At 66.3% G+C, this 23,013-nt stretch carries 30 protein-coding genes; 27 read left to right on the top strand and 3 right to left on the bottom strand.

The features are described from left to right. The first annotated feature begins 63 nt into the window (after nt 1-63). From ACSQ89_RS23010 to hisA, 18 genes are all read left to right on the top strand, one after another. On the top strand, nt 64-1,542 hold the full coding sequence (locus tag ACSQ89_RS23010) for a glutamate synthase subunit beta (protein WP_436293289.1): 1,479 nt from the start codon (nt 64-66) through the stop codon (nt 1,540-1,542). A gap of 81 nt (nt 1,543-1,623) precedes the next feature. Further along, entirely contained in the window at nt 1,624-2,478 is an 855-nt protein-coding gene (locus ACSQ89_RS23005) for an ABC transporter ATP-binding protein (RefSeq protein ID WP_436293290.1), read from the top strand. Further along, nucleotides 2,475-3,257 carry a lipid asymmetry maintenance ABC transporter permease subunit MlaE gene (gene mlaE / locus ACSQ89_RS23000; RefSeq protein WP_436296448.1) on the top strand — a complete coding sequence of 261 codons (783 nt, stop codon included), beginning with the start codon at nt 2,475-2,477 and terminating at the stop codon, nt 3,255-3,257. The genes ACSQ89_RS23005 and mlaE overlap by 4 nt, the downstream gene beginning before the upstream one ends. A gap of 20 nt (nt 3,258-3,277) precedes the next feature. Further along, nucleotides 3,278-3,766, top strand: a complete 489-nt coding sequence (gene mlaD, locus ACSQ89_RS22995) for an outer membrane lipid asymmetry maintenance protein MlaD (protein WP_093105619.1) — start codon at nt 3,278-3,280, stop codon at nt 3,764-3,766. Next, a complete protein-coding gene (locus ACSQ89_RS22990; RefSeq protein ID WP_093105620.1) occupies nt 3,763-4,509 on the top strand; it encodes an MlaA family lipoprotein in 747 nt (248 codons plus the stop codon). Before mlaD ends, ACSQ89_RS22990 begins: the two co-directional genes overlap by 4 nt. A 117-nt stretch (nt 4,510-4,626) precedes the next feature. After that, on the top strand, nt 4,627-5,277 hold the full coding sequence (locus ACSQ89_RS22985; protein WP_436296447.1) for an MlaC/ttg2D family ABC transporter substrate-binding protein: 651 nt from the start codon (nt 4,627-4,629) through the stop codon (nt 5,275-5,277). A gap of 16 nt (nt 5,278-5,293) precedes the next feature. Then, a complete protein-coding gene (locus ACSQ89_RS22980; RefSeq protein WP_093105624.1) occupies nt 5,294-5,566 on the top strand; it encodes an STAS domain-containing protein in 273 nt (90 codons plus the stop codon). A 165-nt stretch (nt 5,567-5,731) separates the two neighbouring features. Further along, the gene (locus ACSQ89_RS22975) at nt 5,732-6,679 is read left to right on the top strand and encodes an ABC transporter ATP-binding protein (protein WP_436296446.1); all 948 of its coding nucleotides are present in this window, start codon (nt 5,732-5,734) and stop codon (nt 6,677-6,679) included. After that, on the top strand, nt 6,679-7,443 hold the full coding sequence (locus tag ACSQ89_RS22970) for an ABC transporter permease (protein ID WP_093106146.1): 765 nt from the start codon (nt 6,679-6,681) through the stop codon (nt 7,441-7,443). The genes ACSQ89_RS22975 and ACSQ89_RS22970 overlap by 1 nt, the downstream gene beginning before the upstream one ends. Before the next feature lie 2 nt (nt 7,444-7,445). Continuing rightward, a complete protein-coding gene (locus ACSQ89_RS22965; protein ID WP_093105629.1) occupies nt 7,446-7,688 on the top strand; it encodes a BolA family protein in 243 nt (80 codons plus the stop codon). A gap of 19 nt (nt 7,689-7,707) precedes the next feature. Beyond that, entirely contained in the window at nt 7,708-8,994 is a 1,287-nt protein-coding gene (gene murA / locus ACSQ89_RS22960; protein WP_436293294.1) for a UDP-N-acetylglucosamine 1-carboxyvinyltransferase, read from the top strand. Beyond that, nucleotides 8,991-9,632 carry an ATP phosphoribosyltransferase gene (gene hisG, locus ACSQ89_RS22955; protein WP_436293295.1) on the top strand — a complete coding sequence of 214 codons (642 nt, stop codon included), beginning with the start codon at nt 8,991-8,993 and terminating at the stop codon, nt 9,630-9,632. Before murA ends, hisG begins: the two co-directional genes overlap by 4 nt. Nucleotides 9,633-9,634: 2 nt before the next feature. Next, nucleotides 9,635-10,951 (top strand): histidinol dehydrogenase, encoded by a 1,317-nt coding sequence (hisD, locus tag ACSQ89_RS22950; RefSeq protein ID WP_436296445.1) that lies wholly within the window; start codon nt 9,635-9,637, stop codon nt 10,949-10,951. 13 nt (nt 10,952-10,964) lie between these two features. Next, nucleotides 10,965-11,324, top strand: coding sequence for a hypothetical protein (locus ACSQ89_RS22945; RefSeq protein ID WP_436296444.1), 360 nt, complete (start codon nt 10,965-10,967; stop codon nt 11,322-11,324). Between the two features lie 5 nt (nt 11,325-11,329). Continuing rightward, the gene (gene hisC, locus ACSQ89_RS22940) at nt 11,330-12,427 is read left to right on the top strand and encodes a histidinol-phosphate transaminase (RefSeq protein ID WP_436296443.1); all 1,098 of its coding nucleotides are present in this window, start codon (nt 11,330-11,332) and stop codon (nt 12,425-12,427) included. Continuing rightward, a complete protein-coding gene (gene hisB / locus ACSQ89_RS22935; protein WP_436293298.1) occupies nt 12,424-13,053 on the top strand; it encodes an imidazoleglycerol-phosphate dehydratase HisB in 630 nt (209 codons plus the stop codon). The genes hisC and hisB overlap by 4 nt, the downstream gene beginning before the upstream one ends. Continuing rightward, nucleotides 13,044-13,700: an imidazole glycerol phosphate synthase subunit HisH gene (gene hisH / locus ACSQ89_RS22930; RefSeq protein ID WP_280142630.1), complete on the top strand. Its 657-nt coding sequence runs from the start codon at nt 13,044-13,046 to the stop codon at nt 13,698-13,700. Before hisB ends, hisH begins: the two co-directional genes overlap by 10 nt. Before the next feature lie 47 nt (nt 13,701-13,747). Continuing rightward, nucleotides 13,748-14,491, top strand: coding sequence for a 1-(5-phosphoribosyl)-5-[(5-phosphoribosylamino)methylideneamino]imidazole-4-carboxamide isomerase (hisA, locus tag ACSQ89_RS22925; RefSeq protein ID WP_093105649.1), 744 nt, complete (start codon nt 13,748-13,750; stop codon nt 14,489-14,491). A gap of 5 nt (nt 14,492-14,496) precedes the next feature. On the opposite strand, the gene ACSQ89_RS22920 is transcribed toward hisA, so the two are convergent. Further along, nucleotides 14,497-15,432, bottom strand: coding sequence for an amino acid ABC transporter substrate-binding protein (locus tag ACSQ89_RS22920; protein ID WP_436296442.1), 936 nt, complete (start codon nt 15,430-15,432; stop codon nt 14,497-14,499). Nucleotides 15,433-15,441: 9 nt separating this feature from the next. Continuing rightward, on the bottom strand, nt 15,442-16,749 hold the full coding sequence (locus ACSQ89_RS22915) for a dicarboxylate/amino acid:cation symporter (RefSeq protein WP_436293299.1): 1,308 nt from the start codon (nt 16,747-16,749) through the stop codon (nt 15,442-15,444). A 181-nt stretch (nt 16,750-16,930) separates the two neighbouring features. On the opposite strand from ACSQ89_RS22915, the gene ACSQ89_RS22910 reads away from it, so the two are divergent. From ACSQ89_RS22910 to tatC, 9 genes are all read left to right on the top strand, one after another. Further along, nucleotides 16,931-17,773, top strand: coding sequence for a D-hexose-6-phosphate mutarotase (locus tag ACSQ89_RS22910; RefSeq protein ID WP_436296441.1), 843 nt, complete (start codon nt 16,931-16,933; stop codon nt 17,771-17,773). A 23-nt stretch (nt 17,774-17,796) separates the two neighbouring features. Next, complete coding sequence (gene hisF, locus ACSQ89_RS22905; RefSeq protein ID WP_093105660.1) at nt 17,797-18,576, top strand: imidazole glycerol phosphate synthase subunit HisF; 780 nt, start codon at nt 17,797-17,799, stop codon at nt 18,574-18,576. Nucleotides 18,577-18,590: 14 nt separating this feature from the next. Then, nucleotides 18,591-18,992, top strand: coding sequence for a phosphoribosyl-AMP cyclohydrolase (gene hisI / locus ACSQ89_RS22900; RefSeq protein ID WP_093106149.1), 402 nt, complete (start codon nt 18,591-18,593; stop codon nt 18,990-18,992). After that, nucleotides 18,989-19,378, top strand: a complete 390-nt coding sequence (locus tag ACSQ89_RS22895) for a phosphoribosyl-ATP diphosphatase (protein WP_436293301.1) — start codon at nt 18,989-18,991, stop codon at nt 19,376-19,378. The genes hisI and ACSQ89_RS22895 overlap by 4 nt, the downstream gene beginning before the upstream one ends. Nucleotides 19,379-19,387: 9 nt before the next feature. Beyond that, on the top strand, nt 19,388-19,777 hold the full coding sequence (locus tag ACSQ89_RS22890) for a DUF4870 family protein (protein ID WP_093105665.1): 390 nt from the start codon (nt 19,388-19,390) through the stop codon (nt 19,775-19,777). Beyond that, nucleotides 19,767-20,126, top strand: coding sequence for a histidine triad nucleotide-binding protein (locus ACSQ89_RS22885; RefSeq protein WP_093105668.1), 360 nt, complete (start codon nt 19,767-19,769; stop codon nt 20,124-20,126). Before ACSQ89_RS22890 ends, ACSQ89_RS22885 begins: the two co-directional genes overlap by 11 nt. A gap of 69 nt (nt 20,127-20,195) precedes the next feature. Next, a complete protein-coding gene (tatA, locus tag ACSQ89_RS22880) occupies nt 20,196-20,438 on the top strand; it encodes a Sec-independent protein translocase subunit TatA (protein WP_436293302.1) in 243 nt (80 codons plus the stop codon). A 13-nt stretch (nt 20,439-20,451) separates the two neighbouring features. Next, entirely contained in the window at nt 20,452-20,910 is a 459-nt protein-coding gene (gene tatB, locus ACSQ89_RS22875; RefSeq protein ID WP_093105673.1) for a Sec-independent protein translocase protein TatB, read from the top strand. 60 nt (nt 20,911-20,970) lie between these two features. Then, on the top strand, nt 20,971-21,774 hold the full coding sequence (gene tatC / locus ACSQ89_RS22870) for a twin-arginine translocase subunit TatC (protein ID WP_093106151.1): 804 nt from the start codon (nt 20,971-20,973) through the stop codon (nt 21,772-21,774). 31 nt (nt 21,775-21,805) lie between these two features. On the opposite strand, the gene ACSQ89_RS22865 is transcribed toward tatC, so the two are convergent. Continuing rightward, complete coding sequence (locus ACSQ89_RS22865) at nt 21,806-22,969, bottom strand: S1C family serine protease (RefSeq protein ID WP_436293303.1); 1,164 nt, start codon at nt 22,967-22,969, stop codon at nt 21,806-21,808. Between the last annotated feature and the right edge of the window lie 44 nt (nt 22,970-23,013).

Raw genomic sequence — 23,013 nt, 5'->3', positions numbered from 1 at the left:
CCCTGAAGGGGGCAGGAGGCTACACGAAGTGAGCAAGCAACGGGGGTGAGCAAAGGAATCACGATGGGAAAAATCACCGGCTTCATGGAGCATGAGCGCATCGAGGAGGGCTACAAGCCCGTCAAGGAGCGCGTCAAGCATCACAAGGAATTCGTTGTCGGGCTCGACGAGGCCCAGGCCAAGGTGCAGGGTGCGCGCTGCATGGACTGCGGCACGCCCTTCTGCAACAGCGGTTGCCCGGTCAACAACATCATTCCGGACTTCAACGACCTGGTCTACCAAAGCGACTGGCAGAGCGCCTTCGTGGTGCTCGATTCGACCAACAACTTCCCGGAGTTCACCGGCCGCATCTGCCCCGCGCCCTGCGAGGCCGCCTGCGTTCTCAATGTGAACGACGACCCGGTGGGCATCAAGTCGATCGAGCACGCAATCATCGATCGCGCGTGGGAAGAAAAATGGGTCGCACCGCGGCCGGCCAAGCACAAGACCGGCAAGAAGGTCGCGGTGGTCGGCTCCGGCCCGGCCGGCATGGCGGCCGCGCAGCAGCTCGCGCGCGTCGGCCACGACGTCACCTTGTTCGAGAAGAACGACCGCATCGGCGGCCTGCTGCGCTACGGCATCCCCGACTTCAAGATGGAGAAGGTGCACATTGATCGCCGTGTCGAGCAGATGAAGGCCGAAGGCGTGGTCTTCCGCACCGGCGTGATGGTCGGCGCCGCCAAGGATCCGCTCGGCAAGGGCTCCAAGGTCACGAACTGGGCCAAGGAAATCGTCACGCCCGAGCAGCTCGACCGCGAGTTCGATGCGGTTATCTTGACCGGTGGCGCCGAGCAGTCGCGCGACCTGCCGGTGCCGGGCCGCGATCTCGATGGCATCTATTTCGCCATGGAGTTCCTGCCGCAGCAGAACAAGGTCAACGCCGGCGACAAGGTGAAGGGCCAGATCTCTGCCTCCAGCAAGCACGTGATCGTGATCGGCGGCGGCGACACCGGCTCCGACTGCGTGGGCACCAGCAACCGCCACGGCGCTGCCAGCGTCACGCAGTTCGAACTGATGCCGCAGCCGCCCGAGGAAGAAAACCGCCCGCTGACCTGGCCCTACTGGCCCTACAAGCTGCGCACCAGCTCCAGCCACGAAGAGGGCTGCGAGCGCGAGTTCGCGATCTCGACCAAGGAGTTCATCGGCGAGAAGGGCAAGCTCACCGGCCTCAAGACCGTTCGCGTGGAGTGGAAGGACGGCAAGATGGTCGAGGTCCCCGGCACCGAAGAAGTGCTGAAGGCCGATCTGGTGCTCTTGGCCATGGGCTTCGTGAGCCCGGTCGGCAACGTGCTCGATGCCTTCGGTGTGGAGAAAGATGCGCGCGGCAATGCCAAGGCCAGCGTTGACTTCGTCGGCGGCTACGCAACCAACGTGCCCAAGGTGTTTGCCGCGGGCGACATCCGCCGTGGCCAGTCGCTGGTGGTGTGGGCGATCCGCGAAGGGCGCCAGGCGGCGCGCTCCGTCGACGAATTCCTGATGGGATTCAGCGATCTGCCGCGCTGAATTAGGCCTGGATTAGGCCCCCACTTCGGGGCATGGGCATGACCCGTGCTTCATTTATCATGGGTGCAACCGCGAGCCGGGATGCCTGAAGGCGCCCCGGCTTTTCTGTTTGATATGGACCCATCCACCACCTCCCTCGTTGAATTTCGCGACCTCGGCTTCGGCTACGGCGAGCGGCCCATCCTCGATGGCGTCTCGTTCTCCGTGCCGCGCGGAAAGGTGACGGCGCTGATGGGGGCCTCCGGCGGCGGCAAGACCACCGTGCTGCGGCTGATCGGCGGCCAGCTGCGTGCGCAGCGCGGCGAGGTGCTGGTGGACGGACAGGATGTCGGCAAGCTCGGGACCGATGCGCTCTACGCCGCGCGGCGCCGCATGGGCATGCTGTTCCAGTTCGGCGCGTTGTTCACCGACATGAGCGTGTTCGACAACGTCGCCTTTCCGCTGCGCGAGCACACGCAGTTGCCCGAAGCCCTGGTGCGCGACATCGTGCTCATGAAGCTCGATGCGGTGGGCTTGCGCGGCGCGCGGCACCTGATGCCCAGCGAGGTCTCGGGCGGCATGGCGCGGCGCGTGGCGCTGGCCCGTGCGATCGCGCTCGATCCGGATCTCGTGATGTACGACGAGCCCTTCGCCGGTCTCGATCCGATCTCGCTCGGCACCGCGGCGCGCCTGATCCGCCAGCTCAACGACACGCTGGGGCTGACCAGCGTCGTGGTCTCGCACGATCTCGAAGAGACCTTTCGCATCGCCGACCACGTGATCATCCTGGCCAACGGCGGCATTGCCGCCCAGGGTACGCCGCAGGAGGTGCGCCAGAGCGGCGATCCTCTGGTGCACCAGTTCGTCAACGCGCTGCCCGACGGGCCGGTGCATTTCCACTATCCCGGCGTCGGCGTCGAGGACGATTTCGGCAACACCCACGGAGAGCGCGAATGAGCTGGTACCGGCCCGCCGACATGGGTTTTGCCGTGCGCTCCAAGCTCGCCGACCTGGGGCTGGGCGCCCGCCTGTTCCTGCGCCTGGTGTTCCGGGGCGCGCGCAGCCTGCGCCGCTTCGGCCTGGTGCGCGACCAGATCCACTTCCTCGGCAACTACTCGCTCGCGATCATTGCGGTCTCGGGGCTATTCGTGGGCTTCGTGCTCGGGCTGCAGGGTTACTACACGCTGCAGCGCTACGGCTCTTCGGAAGCGCTCGGCCTGCTGGTCGCGCTGAGCCTGGTGCGCGAACTCGGTCCGGTGGTCGCGGCCTTGCTGTTCGCGGGCCGCGCGGGCACCTCGTTGACGGCGGAGATCGGCCTCATGAAGGCCGGCGAACAACTAAGCGCGATGGAGATGATGGCGGTCGATCCCGTGCAGCGCATCCTCGCGCCGCGCTTCTGGGCCGGCGTGATCACCATGCCCCTGCTGGCGGCCGTGTTCAGCGCAGTCGGCGTGAGCGGCGGCTACGTGGTCGGCGTGCTGATGCTCGGCGTCGATCCGGGCGCCTTCTGGGGCCAGATGCAGGGCGGCGTCGATGTCTGGCGCGACGTCGGCAACGGCGTGGTCAAGAGCATTGTCTTCGGCTTCACGGTGACCTTCATCGCACTGCTGCAGGGTTACGAATCCCTGCCGACGCCCGAGGGCGTGTCTCGCGCCACCACCCGCACTGTGGTCGCCGCCTCGCTCGCAGTGCTCGGGCTCGATTTCCTGCTGACCGCAATGATGTTCAGTATCTAGCTAAGACGGAAGGCACATACATGCAACGTTCCAACAACGACATCTGGGTCGGCCTGTTCGTGCTGATCGGCGCGGCGGCGCTGCTCTTTCTTGCGCTGCAATCAGCCAACCTGCTGAGCCTCAGCTTCCAGAAGACCTATCCCGTCACTGCGCGCTTCGACAACATCGGCGGACTCAAGCCGCAAACCGCGGTCAAGAGCGCGGGCGTGGTGGTCGGGCGTGTCGAATCGATCACGTTCGACGACAAGAACTTTCAGGCCAGCGTCACGCTCGCTTTGCAAAGCCGTTACAGTTTCCCCAAGGACAGTTCCCTCAAGATCCTGACCAGCGGCTTGCTCGGCGAGCAGTACATCGGGATCGAAGCGGGGGCTGAGGAGAAGAACCTTCAAGCCGGTGACACCATCACCGCAACGCAATCGGCCGTCGTGCTGGAGAACCTGATCGGTCAGTTTCTCTACAACAAGGCGTCCGAGGGCAGCACGCCATCGGGCAACGCCAACAAGAAATGAAACCGCGATCCACTTCCAACTTTTCGTCCGCGATCCGCGGCGCTTCTGTTCTGCGCCGCCTCGGCGCGCTTGCCCTTCTCGCCATCGCGAGCGGCTGCGCGACCGGTCCCCACCCCAATCCGGCCGATCCCTTCGAGCCTTTCAATCGCGGGGTTTCACGCTTCAACGACGTCGTCGACGACGCAGTGCTGCGTCCCGCCGCGACGGCCTACCGCGAAGTGCTGCCCTCGCCGGTGCGCACGGGCGTCAACAACTTCTTCGGCAACCTGTCCGACGTCTGGAGCTTCGTCAACAGCGTGCTGCAGCTGAAGCTGCAGAACAGCGCCGAGACCTTCATGCGCGTGAACGTCAACACCGTCTTCGGACTGGGCGGCCTGCTCGACATCGCCACCGAGGCCGGCATCGACCGCCACAGCGAAGACTTCGGCCAGACCCTGGGCCGCTGGGGTGTGCCGAGCGGTCCTTACGTGGTGCTGCCGCTGTTCGGATCGTCGACCTTGCGCGACACGGCGGCGTGGCCGATCGATCGGCGGGGCGATCTGCTGCGCGCGTTGAACGACATTCCGGTGCGCAACTCGCTGTATGTGCTGCGCGTGATCGATGGCCGGGCCAGCCTGCTGCGTGCAGGCCAGCTGCTCGATGATGCCGCGCTCGACAAGTATTCGTTCACCCGCGATGCCTTCCTGCAGCGCCGGCGCAACGAAGTGCACGACGGCAATCTGCCGAATGATGGCAACGAGTGAGTCCGGCGCTTGCATCCCGTTGCGGCCCTTTACCTCCGAGCGGGAACCGTGGGGGCGAACCGTTTCTCCAATTTGCCACGGTCGTCTGACCTGAAACTTCAAACAAGGGACTTATCGATGAACCAGATCCTGCAACGCCGCTCCTTCGGACGCCTGATGCTGGCCGGCCTGCTGCTCGCGGGCGCCGCCGCCTTCGTGCGGCCTGTCCACGCTGCCGACGAAGCGCCCGACGCGCTGGTGAAGCGCCTCTCGACCGATGTGCTCGATACCATCAAGGCCGACAAGACGATCAAGGCGGGCGACGTCAACAAGATCATGGTCCTGGTCGACACCAAGATCATGCCGAACGTGAACTTCCAGCGCATGACCGCTTCGGCGGTGGGCCCGGCCTGGCGCCAGGCCACGCCCGAGCAGCAACAGCGCCTTCAGGAAGAATTCAAGAAGCTGCTGGTGCGCACCTATGCGGGCGCGCTCGACCAGGTGAGCGACCAGACCGTGACCGTGCGCCCCTTCCGCGGCTCGCCCGACGACAAGGAAGTGCTGGTGCGCAGCGAGGTGCGCGGCAGCGGCGACCCGGTGCAACTCGATTACCGGCTCGAGAAGACGCCCGGCGAGGCCGGCGGCTGGAAGATCTACAACCTGAACGTGCTCGGCGTGTGGCTGGTCGATACCTACCGCAGCCAGTTCGCGCAGGAAATCAACGCCAAGGGCATCGACGGCCTGATCACCAAGCTGGTGGAGCGCAACAAGCTCAACGGCAAGAAGTGACAGGAAAGAGCGCCCGATGCTGGTCCTGCCGCCCAAGCTGACGCACGACGACGCGCCCGCGTGCGTGCTCATGCTCCGGCAGGGGCTCGCAGGGCAGACGGGTTCGTCCACCGTGGTCGATGCCAGCGCGCTGGCGCAGTTCGATTCGTCGGCACTCGCGGTGCTGCTCGAATGCCGGCGCGAGTCGAGTGCGCTCGGTCGCGGCTTCGCGGTGAAGGGCTTGCCTTCGCGCCTGCGCGAGCTCGCGTCGCTGTACGGTGTGGCAGGCCTTTTGCCGGCCGCACCGTAGAAGATGTCAGCCCCCCGGCTTTTCACTCCGCTTCGCTGCGTGTAATTCGCCACCCCCCGAGGGGGAGGCGCGGCTCGCCTTGGGGCGGCCCGGCGGCGGCCGCATCCGGCAATAAGACCGTTGCGAGGCAGCTTGCGACGTCGCCCCGTAAAATCGCGGGTTCCCATGCCCGCGATCTCCTTCCAATCGGTCTCCAAGACCTATCCTGCCTCACGCCAGCAACGCGCCCAGGGAAAGTCCGGCTTGCGCGCGGTCGACGAGGTCACGTTCCAGATCGAAGAGGGCGAGTTCTTCGGCCTGCTGGGCCCCAACGGTGCCGGCAAGACCACCTTGATCAGCATGCTCGCCGGCCTCTCGCGGCCGAGCTCGGGCGCCATCAGCGTCCATGGTTTCGACGTCCAGCGCGACTACGCCCAAGCGCGCCGCCAGCTCGGCGTGGTGCCGCAGGAACTGGTGTTCGACCCTTTCTTCAACGTTCGCGAGTCGCTGCGCATCCAGTCGGGTTACTTCGGCATCAAGAACAACGACGACTGGATTGACGAACTCCTGCACAGCCTCGGTCTCGCCGACAAGGCCGGCGCCAACATGCGCCAGCTCTCCGGCGGCATGAAGCGCCGCGTACTGGTGGCGCAGGCGCTGGTGCACAAGCCGCCCGTGATCGTGCTCGACGAGCCGACCGCCGGCGTCGATGTCGAGCTGCGCCAGACCCTGTGGCAGTTTGTCGCCAAGCTCAACAAGCAGGGCAGCACGGTGCTGCTGACCACCCACTACCTCGAAGAAGCCGAGGCGCTGTGCCATCGCATCGCGATGCTCAAGCAGGGCCGCGTGATCGCGCTGGACCGCACGAGCGAGCTGCTGCGTTCGGCCGCCAGCAACGTGCTGCGCTTCAAGACCGACGGCATGCTGCCCTGGGCTCTCGCGCAGCACGCCCGCATCACCGGCCGCATCGTGCAACTGCCGGCGCAGAACGCCCGCGAGGTCGAACAGATGCTTGCCGCCATTCGCGAGGCCGGGCTCGACGTGGAAGACGTCGAGATGCGCAAGGCAGATCTCGAAGACGTGTTCATCGACCTGATGGCCGGCGAGCAGACTCCCTTGGAGGTGGCGCGATGATGGTCGGTGCGCTCGGCTGGCGTGCCTTGCTCTACAAGGAAACGCTGCGCTTCTGGAAGGTCGGCTTCCAGACCGTCGGCGCCCCCGTCCTGACCGCGGTGCTCTACCTGATGGTGTTCGGCCACGTGCTCGAAGACCACGTCAAGGTCTACGGGACGGTGAGCTACACGGCCTTCCTGGTGCCCGGCCTCGTGATGATGAGCGTGCTTCAGAACGCATTTGCCAACAGCTCCTCGTCCATCATCCAGAGCAAGATCATGGGCAGCCTGGTGTTCGTGCTGCTGACGCCGCTGTCGCACTGGGGCTGGTTCTTCGCCTACGTGGGTTCCTCGATCCTGCGCGGCCTGGCGGTGGGTGTGGGCGTGTTCGCGGTGACCGCACTGATTGCCATGCCGAGCTTCGTCGCCCCGCTGTGGATCCTCGTGTTCGCCTTCCTGGGCGCCGCCATGCTCGGCACACTGGGCCTGATCGCCGGGCTCTGGGCCGAGAAGTTCGACCAGATGGCGGTGTTCCAGAACTTCCTGATCATGCCGATGACTTTTCTCTCCGGCGTGTTCTATTCGATCAACTCGCTGCCGCCGTTCTGGCAGACCGTGAGCCACCTGAATCCCTTCTTCTACATGATCGACGGCTTCCGCTACGGCTTCTTCGGCGTCAGCGACGCCTCGCCCTGGCTGAGCCTGGCGATCGTCGGCAGCGCCTGGCTCGTCGTCAGCGCCATCGCCGTTCACTTGCTTCGCATCGGCTACAAGATCCGAGGATGACCATGACTGCCGAAGAGCTCCAATCAATCATCCAGGCCGGCCTGCCCTGCCAGCACATCGCGCTCGAGGGCGATGGTCGCCATTGGTACGCCACCATCGTTTCTGCCGAGTTCGAGGGCAAGCGCGCGATCCAGCGACATCAGCGGGTCTACGCCACCCTCGGTGCCAAAATGCACACCGACGAAGTGCATGCGCTTTCGATGAAGACCTACACGCCCGCCGAATGGGCGGACCAAAACTCCTAGTTCTCTCGCTGGATCTTCCATGGACAAACTTCTGATTCGCGGCGGGCGCACGCTTCGCGGCGAGGTGCTCATTTCCGGCGCGAAGAACGCCGCGCTGCCCGAACTCTGTGCGGCCTTGCTGACCGACCGGCCCGTCACGCTGCACAACGTGCCGCGCCTGAACGACGTCACGACCATGCTCAAGCTGATCCGCAACATGGGCGTGGCGGCCGAGCGCGACGACAAGGGCACCGTGCGCATCGACGCCGGACCGCTGCACACGGCCGAGGCGCCTTACGAGCTCGTGAAGACCATGCGCGCGTCGGTGCTCGCGCTCGGACCGCTCCTGACGCGCTTCGGCAAGGCCAGGGTGTCGCTGCCGGGCGGCTGTGCCATCGGTTCGCGGCCGGTCGATCAGCACATCAAGGGCCTGCAGGCCATGGGTGCCGAGATCGTGGTCGAGCACGGCTATATGGTGGCCAGCCTCGCGGGCGGCGCCAAGCGCCTGCACGGCGCGCGCATCACGACCGACATGGTGACCGTCACTGGCACCGAGAACTTCCTCATGGCCGCCGCGCTGGCCGACGGCGAGACCGTGCTGGAAAACGCGGCCCAGGAGCCCGAGATCTCCGACCTGGCCGAGATGCTGATCGAGATGGGCGCGAAGATCGAAGGGCACGGCACCAGCCGCATCCGCATCCAGGGCGTCGAAAAGCTCAACGGCTGCACGCACCAGGTGGTGGCCGACCGCATCGAGGCCGGCACTTTCCTGTGCGCCGTCGCGGCCACCGGCGGCGATGTCGTGCTGAAGCATGGCCGCGCCGACCACCTCGATGCGGTGATCGAGAAACTGCGCGAGGCGGGTGCCCAGGTGGCTGCGGTGGACGGCGGCATCCGCGTCCAGAGCCAGGGCCGCCTCAAGGCGCAGAGCTTTCGCACCACCGAATACCCGGGTTTTCCGACCGACATGCAGGCCCAGTTCATGGCGCTCAACGTGATCGCCGAAGGCACCTCGACCGTGACCGAGACGATCTTCGAGAACCGCTTCATGCACGTCGACGAGATGCTGCGCCTGGGCGCCAAGATCCAGACCGACGGCAAGGTCGCCGTGATCGAGGGCGTGGCGCAGCTCTCGGGCGCGACCGTGATGGCGACCGATCTGCGCGCCTCGGCCAGCCTCGTGATCGCCGGGCTGGTGGCCGACGGCGAAACGCTGGTCGACCGCATCTACCACCTGGACCGCGGCTACGACCGCATGGAAAGCAAGCTGCGCGGCCTCGGCGCCGACATCGAGCGCGTGGCCGGGCCGGCGGAGATGCAGCAGTGATCACGCTCGCCCTGTCCAAGGGCCGCATCTTCGAGGAAACGCTGCCGCTCCTGGCCGCGGCCGGCATCGAGGTGACCGAGGACCCCGAGAAATCGCGCAAGCTGATTCTCGCGACCACGCGGCCCGACGTGCGCGTGGTGCTGGTGCGCGCCTCGGACGTGCCCACCTACGTGCAGTACGGCGGCGCCGATCTCGGCGTGACCGGGCTCGACGTGCTGCTCGAGCACGGCAACCAGGGCCTCTACCAGCCGCTCGACCTGCGCATCGCGGCCTGCCGCCTCAGCGTGGCCGTGCGCGCCGACTACGACTACGAATCGGCCGTCAAGCAGGGCTCGCGCATCAAGGTCGCGACCAAGTACGTCGGCCTGGCGCGCGAGTTCTTCGCCAGCAAGGGCGTGCACGTCGACCTGATCAAGCTCTATGGCAGCATGGAGCTCGCGCCGCTTACCGGCCTGGCCGACGCCATCGTCGACCTGGTGTCGACCGGCAACACGCTCAAGGCCAACCACCTGGTCGAGGTCGAGCGCATCATGGACATCAGCGCGCGCCTGGTGATCAACCAGGCCGCGCTCAAGCTCAAGCAAGCGCCGATCCGCCGCATCATCGACGCCTTCGCCTCGGCCATTCCTTCCGCCTGACGATGAACCTGAAAGCCTCTCCCGCCCGCCTGTCGACCGCCTCGGCCGGCTTCGAAGCCGATTTCAAGGCGCGGCTGCACTGGTCGGCCGAAGCGGATGCCGCCATCGAGCAGGTGGTCGCGGACATCCTGGCCGACGTCCAGCGGCGCGGCGACACGGCGGTGCTCGAGTACACGCGCCGTTTCGACCGGCTCGACGTGGCCGGCATGGAAACGCTGGAACTCAAGGCCGACGAATTGCGCGCCGCCTTCGATGCATTGCCCGCAGTGCAGCGCGAAGCGCTCGAAGCCGCGGCCCGCCGCGTGCGCAGCTACCACGAGGCGCAGAAGAAGGCCAACGGCGAAAGCTGGAGCTACCGCGATGCCGACGGCACGCTGCTGGGCCAGAAGGTCACGCCACTGGATCGCGTCGGCATCTACGTGCCGGGCGGCAAGGCCGCCTACCCGTCGAGCGTGCTCATGAACGCCATTCCCGCGCACGTGGCGGGAGTCGGCGAAATCATCATGGTCGTGCCCACGCCCGGCGGCGAGAAGAATCCGCTGGTGCTGGCTGCGGCGCACGTGGCCGGCGTGACGCGCGCCTTCACCATCGGCGGCGCGCAGGCGGTGGCTGCACTGGCCTATGGCACGGAAACCATCCCGAAGGTCGACAAGATCACCGGCCCCGGCAATGCCTATGTCGCCAGTGCCAAGAAGCGCGTCTTCGGCACCGTCGGCATCGACATGATCGCCGGCCCGAGCGAGATCCTGGTGCTGGCCGACGGCAGCACGCCGGCCGACTGGGTGGCGATGGACCTCTTCAGCCAGGCCGAGCACGACGAACTCGCGCAGAGCATTCTGCTCAGCCCCGACGCGGCCTACATCGATCGCGTGCAGCAGGAAATCGACCGCCTGCTGCCCTCGATGCCGCGCGCCGAGATCATCGCGGCCTCGCTCAACGGCCGCGGCGCGCTGATCCACACGCGCAGCATGGAAGAGGCCTGCGCCATCAGCAACCGCATCGCGCCCGAACACCTGGAAGTCAGCAGCCGCGAGCCGCAGCGCTGGGAGCCGCTGCTCAAGCATGCCGGCGCGATCTTCCTCGGCGGCTACACCAGCGAAAGCCTGGGCGATTACTGCGCCGGTCCCAACCACGTGCTGCCCACCAGCGGCACCGCGCGTTTCAGCTCGCCGCTGGGGGTCTACGATTTCCAGAAGCGATCGAGCCTGATCGAGGTCAGCGAAGAGGGGGCGCAAGCCCTGGGCCGCATCGCCGTGACCTTGGCCGAAGGCGAGGGCTTGCCCGCGCACGCCGAAGCGGCCCGCCTGCGCCTGCGCTGAAGGGGGCGAAGCGATGCGAATGCTATCGTTCGGGCCTGGCCTGGCTCTCGCGCTGCTGACCTTCGGCGCCGCCTGCCAGGCCATGAGCATCCGCGAGCTGCGCACGCTGGAAGCCAATGAAAAGGACGGCAAGCTCTACGCCAACTACTATCTCGTCGGCGTGGTCGAGGGCCTGCGCGAGGCCGGCGACATGGTCCAGCGCGCGGGCCAGAAGCCGCCGTTCTGCATCAACGGCCGCCGCCTCGAGCCCGCGATGGCGCGCTCGCTCTACCAAACCGAACTGACGCGCAATGCCGACAGCTACGAGGCCGACATGCCGGTGCAGCTCGTGATCTCGGCCGCGCTGCGCAACAGCTACCGCTGCGCACCCTGAACCGTATGACATCTTCTTCTGCCGCCACCACCGAACGCACGCTGGGCCGCATCCGCGCCGACGTCCAGTCCATGCACGCCTACGCCGTGCAGGATGCACGCGGGCTGATCAAGCTCGACGCCATGGAGAACCCCTTCGGCCTGCCGCCCGCGCTGCAGGCCGCGCTGGGCCAGCGGTTGGGCGCACTCGCGCTGAACCGCTATCCCGGCGCACGCGGCGCCGACCTGCAGCGCGCGCTGGCGGCCTATGCCGCCATACCCGAGGGCTTCGGGCTGATGCTCGGCAACGGTTCGGACGAACTGATCTCGCTGCTCGCCATGGCCTGCGACCTGCCGGGGGCGGCCATCCTGGCGCCGGTGCCCGGCTTCGTGATGTACGCGATCAGCGCCCAGCTGCAGGGCCTGCGCTTCGCCGGCGTGCCGCTGACGGCTGATTTCGAGCTCGACGAGGCCGCCATGCTCGAGGCCATCGCGCGCGAGAAGCCGGCCATCGTCTACCTCGCCTATCCCAACAACCCGAGCGCCAACCTCTGGGACGATGCGGTGATCGAAAAGATCATCGAGGCCCAGGGCGCGCAGGGCGGCCTGGTGGTGATCGACGAGGCCTACCAGCCCTTCGCCGGCCGCAGCTGGATCGACCGCATCGCTCGCCACGGCCACGTGCTCCTGATGCGCACGCTCAGCAAGTTCGGCCTGGCGGGCGTCCGGCTGGGCTACCTGATCGGCCCCCAGGCCCTGATCGCCGAGATCGACAAGGTGCGGCCGCCCTACAACATCAGCGTGCTCAATTGCGAGTGCGCGCTGTTCGCGCTGGAGCACGCCGAGGTGTTTGCCGGGCAGGCGGCGGAGATCCGCGCACAGCGCCAGCGCATTTTCGAGGCGCTGGCCCGGCTGCCTGCGGTGAAGAGCTGGCCCAGCGACGCCAACATGATCCTGGTGCGCGTGCCCGATGCCACCCGGACCTTCGAGGGAATGAAGGCGCGCGGCGTGCTGGTCAAGAACGTTTCTAAAATGCACCCATTGCTCGCGAACTGCCTGCGCCTGACCGTCGGAACCATCGACGAGAATGCGCAGATGCTTGCGGCCCTCGAAGCATCCCTATGAACACCCCCTCGGCACCCGAAGCAGTCGTCGCCGCCGGCGCGCGCACGGCCACCGTCACGCGCAACACCGCGGAGACGAAGATCACGGTCCGCGTCGACCTCGACGGCAGCGGCCGCTCGAAGCTGTCCACCGGCATCGGCTTCTTCGACCACATGCTCGACCAGATCGCCCGCCACGGCCTGATTGACCTCGACATCGATTGCCAGGGCGACCTGCACATCGACGGCCACCACACGGTGGAAGACGTGGGCATCACCCTCGGCCAGGCGGTCGCGAAAGCGGTCGGCGACAAGAAGGGTATCCGGCGCTATGGCCACGCCTACGTGCCGCTCGACGAGGCGCTGAGCCGCGTCGTAATCGATTTCTCGGGCCGTCCGGGCCTGGTCATGCACGTGCCCTTCACCAGCGGCATGATCGGCACTTTCGACAGCCAGCTCACCTACGAGTTCTTCCAGGGCTTCGTCAACCACGCCTTCGTGACTCTGCACATCGACAACCTCAAGGGCGTCAACGCCCACCACCAGTGCGAAACCGTGTTCAAGGCCTTCGCGCGCGCGCTGCGCGCGGCGCTCGAACGCGATCCGCGCTCGGCCGGCGTCATTCCTTCGACGAAGGGATCGCTCTGACCAAAAATACCGTCGCCGTCGTCGACTACGGCATGGGCAACCTGCGCTCGGTATCGCAGGCGGTCCAGCACGCGGCCGACCAGGTCGGGGTCGAGGTTTTCGTGACCTCCGACCCGGAGGTCGTGCGCCGCGCCACGCGCGTCGTGCTGCCGGGGCAGGGCGCCATGCCCGACTGCATGCGCGAACTGCGCGACTCCGGCCTGCAGGAATCGGTGCTCGAAGCGGCCGCCGCCAAGCCGCTCTTCGGCGTCTGCGTCGGCATGCAGATGCTGCTGTCGACGAGCGACGAGGGGCCGACCGAGGGCTTGGGCCTGATTCCCGGCGAAGTGCGCAAGTTCGAGCTGGCGGGCCGTCTCCAGCCGGACGGCAGCCGCTACAAGGTGCCGCAGATGGGCTGGAACCAGGTCATGCAGATGCGGCCGCACCCGGTGTGGGCGGGTGTGCCGGACCAGAGTTACTTCTATTTCGTGCACAGCTTCTATGCGCGGCCGGCGGATGCCCGCCACAGCGCGGGCGAAGCGGAATACGGCGAGCGCTTTACCGCCGCCATTGCACGCGATAATATTTTTGCGACCCAGTTCCACCCCGAGAAGAGTGCGGACCACGGGCTGCAGCTCTATAGAAACTTTCTCCACTGGAATCCCTGAAGAAGCAGTTCCTGCGCTTCATCGCTCGTTCCACGCAATCCCGCACCATGCTCCTCATTCCTGCGATCGATCTCAAGGACGGCCATTGTGTTCGCCTCAAGCAAGGCGACATGGACCAGTCCACCACCTTCAGCGAAGACCCGGCCGCGATGGCGCGCAGATGGATCGAAGCCGGCGCACGGCGGCTGCACCTGGTCGACCTGAACGGCGCTTTTGCCGGCAAGCCGCAGAACCATGCGGCGATCAAGGCGATCCTGAAGGAGGTCGGCGACGACATCCCGGTGCAGCTCGGCGGCGGCATCCGCGACCTCGACACCATCGAGCGCTACATCGACGACGGCCTGCGCTACGTGATCATCGGCACCGCTGCGGTCAAGAACCCCGGCTTCCTCAAGGATGCCTGCAGTGCCTTCGGTGGCCACATCATCGTCGGCCTCGACGCCAAGGACGGCAAGGTCGCGACCGACGGCTGGAGCAAGCTCACGGGCCATGAGGTGGCCGACCTGGGCAAGAAGTTCGAGGACTACGGCGTCGAATCGATCATCTACACCGACATCGGCCGCGACGGCATGCTCTCGGGCATCAACATCGAGGCCACGGTGAAGCTGGCCCAGGCGCTCACCATCCCGGTGATCGCATCGGGCGGGCTCTCGAACATGGCCGACATCGACAAGCTCTGCGCGGTCGAATCGGACGGCATCGAGGGCGTGATCTGCGGTCGGGCCATCTACTCGGGCGACCTCGATTTCGCCGCTGCGCAAGCGCGCGCCGACGAACTCGCGGAGCAATAGCTCACCTATTCTGTTTTTACCGCCAGCGTCTGGATGATGGTCTCCAGCTGCGGGCTCATCGGCAGATTGATGCTGGTGCTCGAAAGAGGCAGCTTCTGCAGGAACCAGCGCTTGTACTGGCGCTCGATCTCGCCGTCGATGGCCAGCGCCTGGAAGCTGTCGTTCACCACCTTGGCCAGCTGCGCATCGCCCTTGCGGTACATGATGCCGTAGGGGTCGTAGGAGAGGAAGTCGCCGACCACCTGGTACTCGCCCTGCACCTTGCCCTTGTTCTGCGCGATCAGGCCATAGAGCAGCACGTCGTCGGTCGCAAAGGCATCGGCCTGGCCGGCCACCACCTGCGCGAAAGACTCCGCATGGTCGCGCATCACGATCAGGTTCAGGTTGAGCTTGAATTTCTGCGACAGGTCCTGCATCGTCTTCTCGTTGGTCGTGCCGCGCGTCACGGCCACTTTTTTGCCGGCCAGGTCGCGAAATCCCTTGATCGGCGAACCTTTCTTCACCAGCACCTTGGTGCCCGAAACGAAGATCGTGGGCGAGAAGGCCACGCGCTTCTGGCGCTCGAGGTTGTTGGTGGTGGAGCCGCATTCGAGATCGACCTGACCCTTTTCCACCGCATCGATGCGCGACTCGGAGGTGACGGGCACCCACTTGATCTCCAGGCTCTTGTGTACTGCCTCCTCGATCGCGGCCACCAGCGCGCGGCACAGCTCGATCGAGTAGCCGATCGGTTCGTTGCGCGGCGACAGGTAGGAGAACGGGATCGACGATTCGCGGTAGCCGATCGTGATGGCGCCGGTGTCGCGCACCTTGGCCAGCGTGCCCGTCAGCGCTGCGGGCGCCGCCGGGGCGGGCTCGGGCTGCGCGCGGGCCATTGCAGACATGCCGAGTGCTGCCGCGAACAGCGCAACAGCGAGCGACGATTTCCAGGTGGGCTTCATGGCCGTGCCTCAGGCATGAACCGGGTGGGCCAGCGTGGCCTTCAATTCCTCGTCGATCTTGCTGGAGTTGGCCGCGGCATCGCTCTCCGAAAGCAGCTCGCCCTCCCACTTGGCCACCACCGCCGTGGCGATCGAGTTGCCCACCGCGTTGGTGGCCGAGCGGCCCATGTCGAGGAAAGTGTCCACGCCCAGGATCAGCAGCAGCCCGGCCTCGGGGATGTTGAACTGGTTCAGCGTGGCGGCGATCACCACCAGCGAGGCGCGCGGCACGCCGGCCATGCCCTTGGAGGTGAGCATCAGGATCAGCAGCATCGTGATCTGGGTGCCGAGCGGCAGCTCGATGCCGTAGGCCTGGGCGATGAAAAGCACGGCGAAGGTGCAGTACATCATCGAGCCGTCGAGGTTGAAGGAGTAGCCCATGGGCATCACGAAGCTCGAGATCTTGCGCTTGACGCCGAAGCGGTCGAGCGCGTCCAGGATCTTCGGATAGGCCGCTTCCGAGCTCGCCGTCGCAAAGGACAGCAGGAAGGCCTCCTTGATCAGCACCAGCAGCTTGAACACGCGCGGGCCGAGGAAGGCGAAGCCGGCGAAGATCAGGATGCCCCACAGCAGGAACAGGCCGATGTAGAAGTCGCCCATGAAGACCGCGAACTTGAGCAGGATCTCCAGCCCGTTCACCGCCACGGTGGCGGCCATGGCGGCCATCACGGCCAGCGGCGCCAGCTTCATGACGTAGCCGGTGATCTTGAGCATGGCGTGGGAGAGCTCGTCGATCGCGTTGACCAGGGTCTTGGCCTTGTCGCCGAGCGAGGCGAGCGCGACGCCGAAGAACATGGAGAACACCACGATCTGCAGGATCTCGTTGTTGGCCATGGCCTCGGCGAAGGACTTGGGCACCAGGTGGCTGACGAAGTCCTTCAGGGTGAACTTGGAGGTCGCGAGGTTGGCCGAGGCGCCGATGTCGGGCAGCGGCAGGCCCAGGTTGAGGCCCGGCTGCAGCAGATTGGCCATGATCAGGCCCAGCACCAGCGAGACCAGGGACGCGGTGATGAACCAGCCCAGCGCCTTGCCGAAGACGCGCCCCACCGAGGCCGCGTCGCCCATGTGGGCGATGCCCACCACCAGGGTGGAGAACACCAGCGGGCCGATCAGCATCTTGATCAGCCGCAGGAACACGTCCGACATGATCGAGATGTAGCCTGCGATCTGCGTGGCCACCTTCTTGTCGGGAAAGTTGATGAAGATCATGTAGCCGATCAAGATGCCGATCACCATCGCGATCAGGATCCAGGCTGCCGGCGGCAATTTACTTTTCATGTGCGAGCCCCTTCTTGTCGAACAAGTGATGTGGAGATGACGTCCCTCACCGCCAATCCGCATGCCGCGGCCGCCGGTTGCCGCGATTTCATGCCAAAACCATGCCGGCTGCAATGCGAATTCGGCCTGCGGCCATGCCGTTGCGGCCTGGGGTGACACGGGCCAAACCTAGAATCGGGTCATGTCCTTCAAAGAGATCGTCTTCCGCGGCCAGCCTGCACTGCACCTCGCCCTGCCGGGGGGCAGCGCCTGCACCGTGGCGAGGCACGGCGCCCACCTGCTGTCGTGGACCACGGCCGACGGCGTCGAGCGTCTCTACCTGAGCCCCGAGGCGCGCTTCGACGGCCAGAGCGCGATCCGCGGCGGGGTGCCGATCTGCTGGCCGCAGTTCAACCAGCGCGGGCCGCTGCCCAAGCACGGTTTCGTGCGCAACCTCGCATGGCAGGCCGAGGCGCCCACCGCCGGCGGCAAGGGCGACACGCTCGTTCTCTCGCTGCATGACAACGAGGCCACCCGCGCCATCTGGCCGCACGCCTTTCACGCACGGCTGGCTGTGACGCTGGCGCCGCATTCGCTGCGCATCGCGCTGTCGATCGACAACACCGGCCGCGGGCCCTGGTCCTTTGCGGCCGCGCTGCACAGCTACCTGCGCGTGGACGACATTGCCGCCGCCTCGCTGGAAGGGCTGCAGGGCGCCAATCGCTGGGACGCGGTGCGCGACGACCGGCATGTCGACCTGGCGCCCGCGCTGCGCTTCGGCACCGAATTCGACAGCGTCTACACGGCGCCCGCGCGGCCGCTGCGGCTGGTACAGCCTTCCGGCACGCTCGAGATCGCGCAAAGCGCGAGCTGCACCGAAACGGTGGTGTGGAACCCCGGCCCGGCGCTGAGCGCCCAGCTGGCCGACCTGCCCGACGACGGCTGGCGCCACATGCTCTGCGTCGAGGCCGCGCGCATCGACGAGCCCGTGCTGCTCGCGCCGGGTGCCGCATGGCAGGGCTGGCAGCAGCTCACCATCCTTTGAATCCCGCAAACCCTGAACCCGCCATGCTCGCCAAACGCATCATTCCCTGTCTCGACGTCACCGGCGGCCGCGTCGTCAAAGGCGTCAACTTCGTCGAGCTGCGCGATGCCGGCGATCCGGTCGAGATCGCGGCGCGCTACAACGCGCAGGGCGCCGACGAGCTGACCTTTCTCGACATCACGGCCACCAGCGACGGCCGCGACCTGATCCTGCCGATCATCGAGGCGGTGGCCTCGCAGGTCTTCATTCCGCTGACCGTCGGCGGCGGCGTGCGCACCGTCGAGGACGTGCGCCGCCTGCTCAACGCGGGCGCCGACAAGACCAGCTTCAACTCGGCCGCCATCGCGAACCCGCAGGTGATCGACGACGCGTCGCGCAAGTACGGTGCCCAGTGCATCGTGGTCGCGATCGACGCCAAGCGGCGCTCGGCCGAGGATGCGGCCTTGCGCGGGCCCGGCTGGGACGTCTACAGCCATGGCGGTCGCAAGAACACGGGGCTCGACGCGGTGAGATGGGCTGTCGAAATGGCGCGCCGCGGCGCCGGCGAGATTCTCTTGACCAGCATGGACCGGGATGGCACCAAGAGCGGCTTCGACCTCGAGCTCACGCGCGCCGTCAGCGATGCGGTCAGCGTGCCGGTGATCGCCTCCGGCGGTGTCGGCAATCTCGAGCACCTGGCCGACGGCATCCAGGCCGGCGGCGCCGATGCCGTGCTGGCGGCCAGCATCTTCCACTACGGCGAATACACCGTCGGCGAGGCCAAGGCCTGCATGGCGGCGCGCGGCATTCCTGTGCGCCTGTGACCGACAATACCCCGATGAACTGGCTCGACGAAGTGAAGTGGGATGCGAACGGCCTGGTGCCCGTGATCGCGCAGGAACAGGGCAGCAAGGACGTGCTGATGTTCGCCTGGATGAACCGCGAGGCGCTGGCCAGGACGGCCGAGCTGGGCCGCGCCGTGTATTTCAGCCGCTCGCGCGGCAAGCTCTGGTTCAAGGGCGAGGAATCGGGCCATGTGCAGACCGTGCACGAGATCCGGCTCGACTGCGACAACGACGTGGTGCTGCTCCAGGTCACCCAGCTCGGCCACGAGCCCGGCATCGCCTGCCATACCGGGCGCCACAGCTGCTTTTTCAGCAAGTACGAGAACGGCCAGTGGACCGTGACCGAGCCGGTCTTGAAAGACCCCGAATCGATCTACGCATCGTCCCCAAGATGAGCGCCGACGCCCCCGAACGCAATGCCGAAGACGCGCTCGCGCGACTGGCCGCCGTGATCGAAAGCCGGCTGCCCGCGCGCGGCGGCGACCCCGAGAAGAGCTACGTGGCACGCTTGCTGCATCGCGGCCCCGACGCCTTTCTCAAGAAGATCGGCGAGGAAGCGACCGAGGTGGTGATGGCCGCGAAGGACGCCGACCATGGCGGCGAGCGCACGAAAATAGTGAACGAAGTGGCCGATCTCTGGTTCCACTGCATGGTGGCGCTGGCCCACTACGGCTTTTCGCCACGCGACGTGGTGGCCGAGCTCGAGCGTCGCGAAGGCTTGAGCGGCATCGAGGAAAAGGCCCTGCGCAAGGCGCAGGATCGCGAAGCTTCCAACGACTGAGAGGACGCCATGCCCAACGACATCGTGACCGTGGAGCCCGACAGCTCGCTCAAGACCTGGGGCTGGATCAGTTACATCCTGCATCTGGTGGTGGCCGTCGGCGCCGTGTTGCCCGGCGCGCAGGCTTCCATCGCGCTGCTCCTGATCGCGCTGGTGATCGATCTGGTCAAGCGCGACGATGCCGCCGGCACCTGGCAGGCGACGCATTTCAGCTGGCGCATCCGCTCGGTGCTGTGGGCCGGCGTGTTGTACCTGCTGACCTCCTGGCTCTGGCTGCTGCTGCTCCTGCCGGGCTGGATCGCCTGGGCGCTGATTTCCCTCTGGTTCCTCTATCGCATCGTCAAGGGGATGGTGCGCATGAATGCCGGACGACCGATGGAGCCTGCGAATGTCCTCTGATCCGAACTGCATCTTCTGCAAGATCATCGAGGGCAAGATTCCCTCGCGAAAGATGTACGAGGACGACGATCTTTTCGGCTTCCACGACATCGCGCCCTGGGCGCCCGTGCATTTCATGCTGGTGCCCAAGCGCCACATCCCGTCGATGGCACAGGTCACGCCGGACGACGCGGCGCTCCTGGGAAAAATCATGACGCTGGCGCCCAGGCTGGCCATCGAGCAGGGCTGCCGGCCCTATCCGCGGGGCGGCTTCCGCATCGTCGTCAACACCGGTGCCGAGGGCGGGCAGGAGGTCCACCATCTCCATGTCCACGTCATGGGTGGCCCCCGGCCCTGGCTCAAGGGTTGATATTCGCCATTGCCGCGGGTTGTGACATCTGCGCCGACTAAAATCAAACACATTCTTCAGGAGTAATCCATGGGTTCACTTTCCATCTGGCACTGGCTGATCGTGCTGCTCGTCGTCGTGATGATCTTCGGCACCAAGAAGCTCCGCAACATGGGCTCCGACCTTGGCGGCGCCGTCAAGGGCTTCAAGGACGGCATGAAGGACGGTTCGGCAACCACCGAATCGCCCGTCGCCCCGAATCCGCAGGTGACCGGCAACACCACCGCCGCCGACAAGTCGACGATCGACGTCGAAGCGCGTCAAAAGTCTTGAGACGCATCCGTCCGTGATCGACCTCGGCATCTCGAAAATCGCGCTGATTGGCGCGGTGGCGCTGATCGTCATCGGCCCTGAGAAGCTGCCGCGCGTGGCACGCACCGTCGGCACCCTGCTGGGCAAGGCGCAGCGCTATGTGAACGACGTCAAGGCCGAGGTCAACCGGTCGATGGACCTGGACGAACTGCGCAAGATGAAGGACACGGTGCAGGAAGCCGCCCGCGACGTCGAGCACAGCATCCAGACCGGCGCGAGCGAGTTCGAGAAGCAGTTCTCCGAAAGCGGCCAGACCCTGTCGGAACTGGCCGAGCCCACACCGTCCTACCCCGAGTACAAGCATCCCGGCAAGAACTGGCGCCTGAAGCAGGGCGCTACGCCGCAGTGGTACAAGGCGCGCAACGGCGTTCGCACCCGGGCGCTTTCGGGCGCAGCGCGCGTGGCCCGCTACCGTCCCCACAAAATCAACTAGCCGCAACGCCGATCCGGCCGCGCGCAGCGCATGCCGGACGCCCGCCCGCAGCGCCCCTACATGGCCGATTCCCCCGACAAGAACAAAGAAGACGAACTGGCCGGCACCGAGCAGCCTTTCGTTCAGCACCTGATGGAGCTGCGCGACCGCCTGCTCTATTGCGTCTACGGCCTCGCGGTGGCGGGCATCCTGCTGGCGATCTGGCCCGGCCCGAGCGGGCTGATCGACCTGATCGCGGTGCCGATCCGCGCCCACATGCCTCCCGATGCCAAGCTGATCGCGGTCGGCGTGTTCTCGCCTTTCTTCGTGCCGCTGAAGGCGCTGATGATGGCCGCCGTGCTGCTGACCCTGCCCTGGCTCATGTACCAGTGCTGGATGTTCGTGGCGCCCGGCCTCTACAGCCACGAGAAGAAGTTCGCGCTGCCGCTCATCATCTTCGGCAGCTTCCTGGCCTACGCGGGCATCGCCTTCGTGCAGTTTTTCGTGCTCGACAAGATGTTCGGCTTCATCCAGAAGTTCACGCCCGAAGCGGTGGCGGCGACGCCCGACATCGCGTCCTACGTCGAGGCGATCCTGTCGCTCTATCTCGCCTTCGGCGTCGCCTTCCAGGTGCCGATCGTCGTGATGCTGCTGGTGCGCTTCGAGATGGTCACGATCGAGAAGCTGAAGAGCTTCCGCGGCTATTTCATCGTGCTGGCCTTCGTCGTGGCGGCGGTGCTCACTCCGCCCGACGTGGTCTCGCAGCTCGCGCTGGCGATACCGATGTGCCTGCTCTACGAAGTCGGCATCGTGGCCGCGCGCTACTTCGTGAAACACAGCAAGGCGCCCGAGGAAAACGAGAGCGCCGATTCCGCGCAGCCCTGAGCGGGCCCGCGCGACAGCAGCAGCTCGCCGCCTACTCGGGCTCGCCCGGGGCGCGGCGGATCGGGCTCCGCGGCCGCGGGCCCGGCGTGACGTTGAGTTCCATCTTGTCCCTGCCGCGCTGAAGCGCAAATCGCGCCGCATTGCCGGGCTTGAGCCCCGCCACCGCGGTCAGCAGTTCCTGCACGTTGTCGATGCTCTGGTCGCCGACGCCGGTGATCACGTCGCCGGGGCGGATGCCGGCCTGGGCGGCCGGGCCGTTCTGCAGCACGCCCGTGATGATGACCCCCTTGTTCGCCTTGATGCCGAAGGTCTCCGCCAGTTCGGGCGAGAGGTTGTTGGGTTCCACGCCGATCCAGCCGCGCGTGACCTTGCCTTCCTTGACGATGTCTTCCAGCACCTGCTTGGCGGTCGAAACCGGAATCGCGAAGCCGATGCCCAGGCTGCCGCCGGAGCGCGAGTAGATCGCGGTGTTGATCCCTTCGAGGTTGCCGTTGACGTCGACCAGCGCACCGCCCGAATTGCCGGGATTGATGGCCGCATCGGTCTGGATGAAGTTCTCGAAGGTGTTGATGCCGAGCTGGTTGCGCCCCAGCGCCGAGACGATGCCGCTGGTGACGGTCTGGCCGACGCCGAAGGGATTGCCGATGGCGAGCACCTGGTCACCGACCTGCAGGTTGTCGGAGTTGCCCAGCACGACCACCGGCAGCTTGTCGAGCTCGATCTTGAGCACGGCGAGGTCGGTGTCGGGGTCGGTGCCGATCACCTTGCCGCGCGCGTGACGGCTGTCGTTGAGCGTGACGTCGATTTCGTCCGCCCCCTCCACCACATGGTTGTTGGTGAGGATGTAGCCGTCCGTGCTGACGATGACGCCGCTGCCCAGGCCGACCTGGGGCTGGTCGACGCCCTGGTCGCCGAAGAAGAAGCGGAACCACGGGTCGTCGCTGCGCGGACTGCGCCGCGCCGCCTTGCTGGTGTTGATGCTGACCACCGCCGGCGAGGCCTTCTTGGCGGCGGCGCTCAGGCTCCCGGGCGCGATCGCCGTCGGATTGGCGGCCGGCGCCTCGATCACCGAGACCACGCCGCCGAGCGAGGTGGTGCGCTGGCCGACCCATTCGGGCTTGAGCGTCGCGACGACGAAATAGGCCGCGAGCAGGACGGTCACGGTCTGGGCGAACAGCAGCCAGGTGCGTTTCATGAAAAACAAGAAAAGAAGGACGTTGAAGTGGGGGGGCAGCGCGG

Origin of the sequence: Variovorax sp. LjRoot175 (genome assembly GCF_964253805.1) — a bacterium.
In the GTDB taxonomy this organism is placed as follows: domain Bacteria; phylum Pseudomonadota; class Gammaproteobacteria; order Burkholderiales; family Burkholderiaceae_C; genus Variovorax.
This window is presented reverse-complemented; position numbering and strand designations above follow the sequence as displayed.

Bases quoted from the DNA above. Each gene is read 5' to 3' on its own strand.
- ACSQ89_RS23010 (WP_436293289.1), top strand. From the start codon at position 64: ATGGGAAAAATCACCGGCTTCATGGAGCATGAGCGCATCGAGGAGGGC.
- ACSQ89_RS23005 (WP_436293290.1), top strand. From the start codon at position 1,624: ATGCCTGAAGGCGCCCCGGCTTTTCTGTTTGATATGGACCCATCCACC.
- mlaE (WP_436296448.1), top strand. From the start codon at position 2,475: ATGAGCTGGTACCGGCCCGCCGACATGGGTTTTGCCGTGCGCTCCAAG.
- mlaD (WP_093105619.1), top strand. From the start codon at position 3,278: ATGCAACGTTCCAACAACGACATCTGGGTCGGCCTGTTCGTGCTGATC.
- ACSQ89_RS22990 (WP_093105620.1), top strand. From the start codon at position 3,763: ATGAAACCGCGATCCACTTCCAACTTTTCGTCCGCGATCCGCGGCGCT.
- ACSQ89_RS22985 (WP_436296447.1), top strand. From the start codon at position 4,627: ATGAACCAGATCCTGCAACGCCGCTCCTTCGGACGCCTGATGCTGGCC.
- ACSQ89_RS22980 (WP_093105624.1), top strand. From the start codon at position 5,294: ATGCTGGTCCTGCCGCCCAAGCTGACGCACGACGACGCGCCCGCGTGC.
- ACSQ89_RS22975 (WP_436296446.1), top strand. From the start codon at position 5,732: ATGCCCGCGATCTCCTTCCAATCGGTCTCCAAGACCTATCCTGCCTCA.
- ACSQ89_RS22970 (WP_093106146.1), top strand. From the start codon at position 6,679: ATGGTCGGTGCGCTCGGCTGGCGTGCCTTGCTCTACAAGGAAACGCTG.
- ACSQ89_RS22965 (WP_093105629.1), top strand. From the start codon at position 7,446: ATGACTGCCGAAGAGCTCCAATCAATCATCCAGGCCGGCCTGCCCTGC.
- murA (WP_436293294.1), top strand. From the start codon at position 7,708: ATGGACAAACTTCTGATTCGCGGCGGGCGCACGCTTCGCGGCGAGGTG.
- hisD (WP_436296445.1), top strand. From the start codon at position 9,635: ATGAACCTGAAAGCCTCTCCCGCCCGCCTGTCGACCGCCTCGGCCGGC.
- ACSQ89_RS22945 (WP_436296444.1), top strand. From the start codon at position 10,965: ATGCGAATGCTATCGTTCGGGCCTGGCCTGGCTCTCGCGCTGCTGACC.
- hisC (WP_436296443.1), top strand. From the start codon at position 11,330: ATGACATCTTCTTCTGCCGCCACCACCGAACGCACGCTGGGCCGCATC.
- hisB (WP_436293298.1), top strand. From the start codon at position 12,424: ATGAACACCCCCTCGGCACCCGAAGCAGTCGTCGCCGCCGGCGCGCGC.
- hisA (WP_093105649.1), top strand. From the start codon at position 13,748: ATGCTCCTCATTCCTGCGATCGATCTCAAGGACGGCCATTGTGTTCGC.
- ACSQ89_RS22920 (WP_436296442.1), bottom strand. From the start codon at position 15,432: ATGAAGCCCACCTGGAAATCGTCGCTCGCTGTTGCGCTGTTCGCGGCA.
- ACSQ89_RS22915 (WP_436293299.1), bottom strand. From the start codon at position 16,749: ATGAAAAGTAAATTGCCGCCGGCAGCCTGGATCCTGATCGCGATGGTG.
- ACSQ89_RS22910 (WP_436296441.1), top strand. From the start codon at position 16,931: ATGTCCTTCAAAGAGATCGTCTTCCGCGGCCAGCCTGCACTGCACCTC.
- hisF (WP_093105660.1), top strand. From the start codon at position 17,797: ATGCTCGCCAAACGCATCATTCCCTGTCTCGACGTCACCGGCGGCCGC.
- hisI (WP_093106149.1), top strand. From the start codon at position 18,591: ATGAACTGGCTCGACGAAGTGAAGTGGGATGCGAACGGCCTGGTGCCC.
- ACSQ89_RS22895 (WP_436293301.1), top strand. From the start codon at position 18,989: ATGAGCGCCGACGCCCCCGAACGCAATGCCGAAGACGCGCTCGCGCGA.
- ACSQ89_RS22890 (WP_093105665.1), top strand. From the start codon at position 19,388: ATGCCCAACGACATCGTGACCGTGGAGCCCGACAGCTCGCTCAAGACC.
- ACSQ89_RS22885 (WP_093105668.1), top strand. From the start codon at position 19,767: ATGTCCTCTGATCCGAACTGCATCTTCTGCAAGATCATCGAGGGCAAG.
- tatA (WP_436293302.1), top strand. From the start codon at position 20,196: ATGGGTTCACTTTCCATCTGGCACTGGCTGATCGTGCTGCTCGTCGTC.
- tatC (WP_093106151.1), top strand. From the start codon at position 20,971: ATGGCCGATTCCCCCGACAAGAACAAAGAAGACGAACTGGCCGGCACC.
- ACSQ89_RS22865 (WP_436293303.1), bottom strand. From the start codon at position 22,969: ATGAAACGCACCTGGCTGCTGTTCGCCCAGACCGTGACCGTCCTGCTC.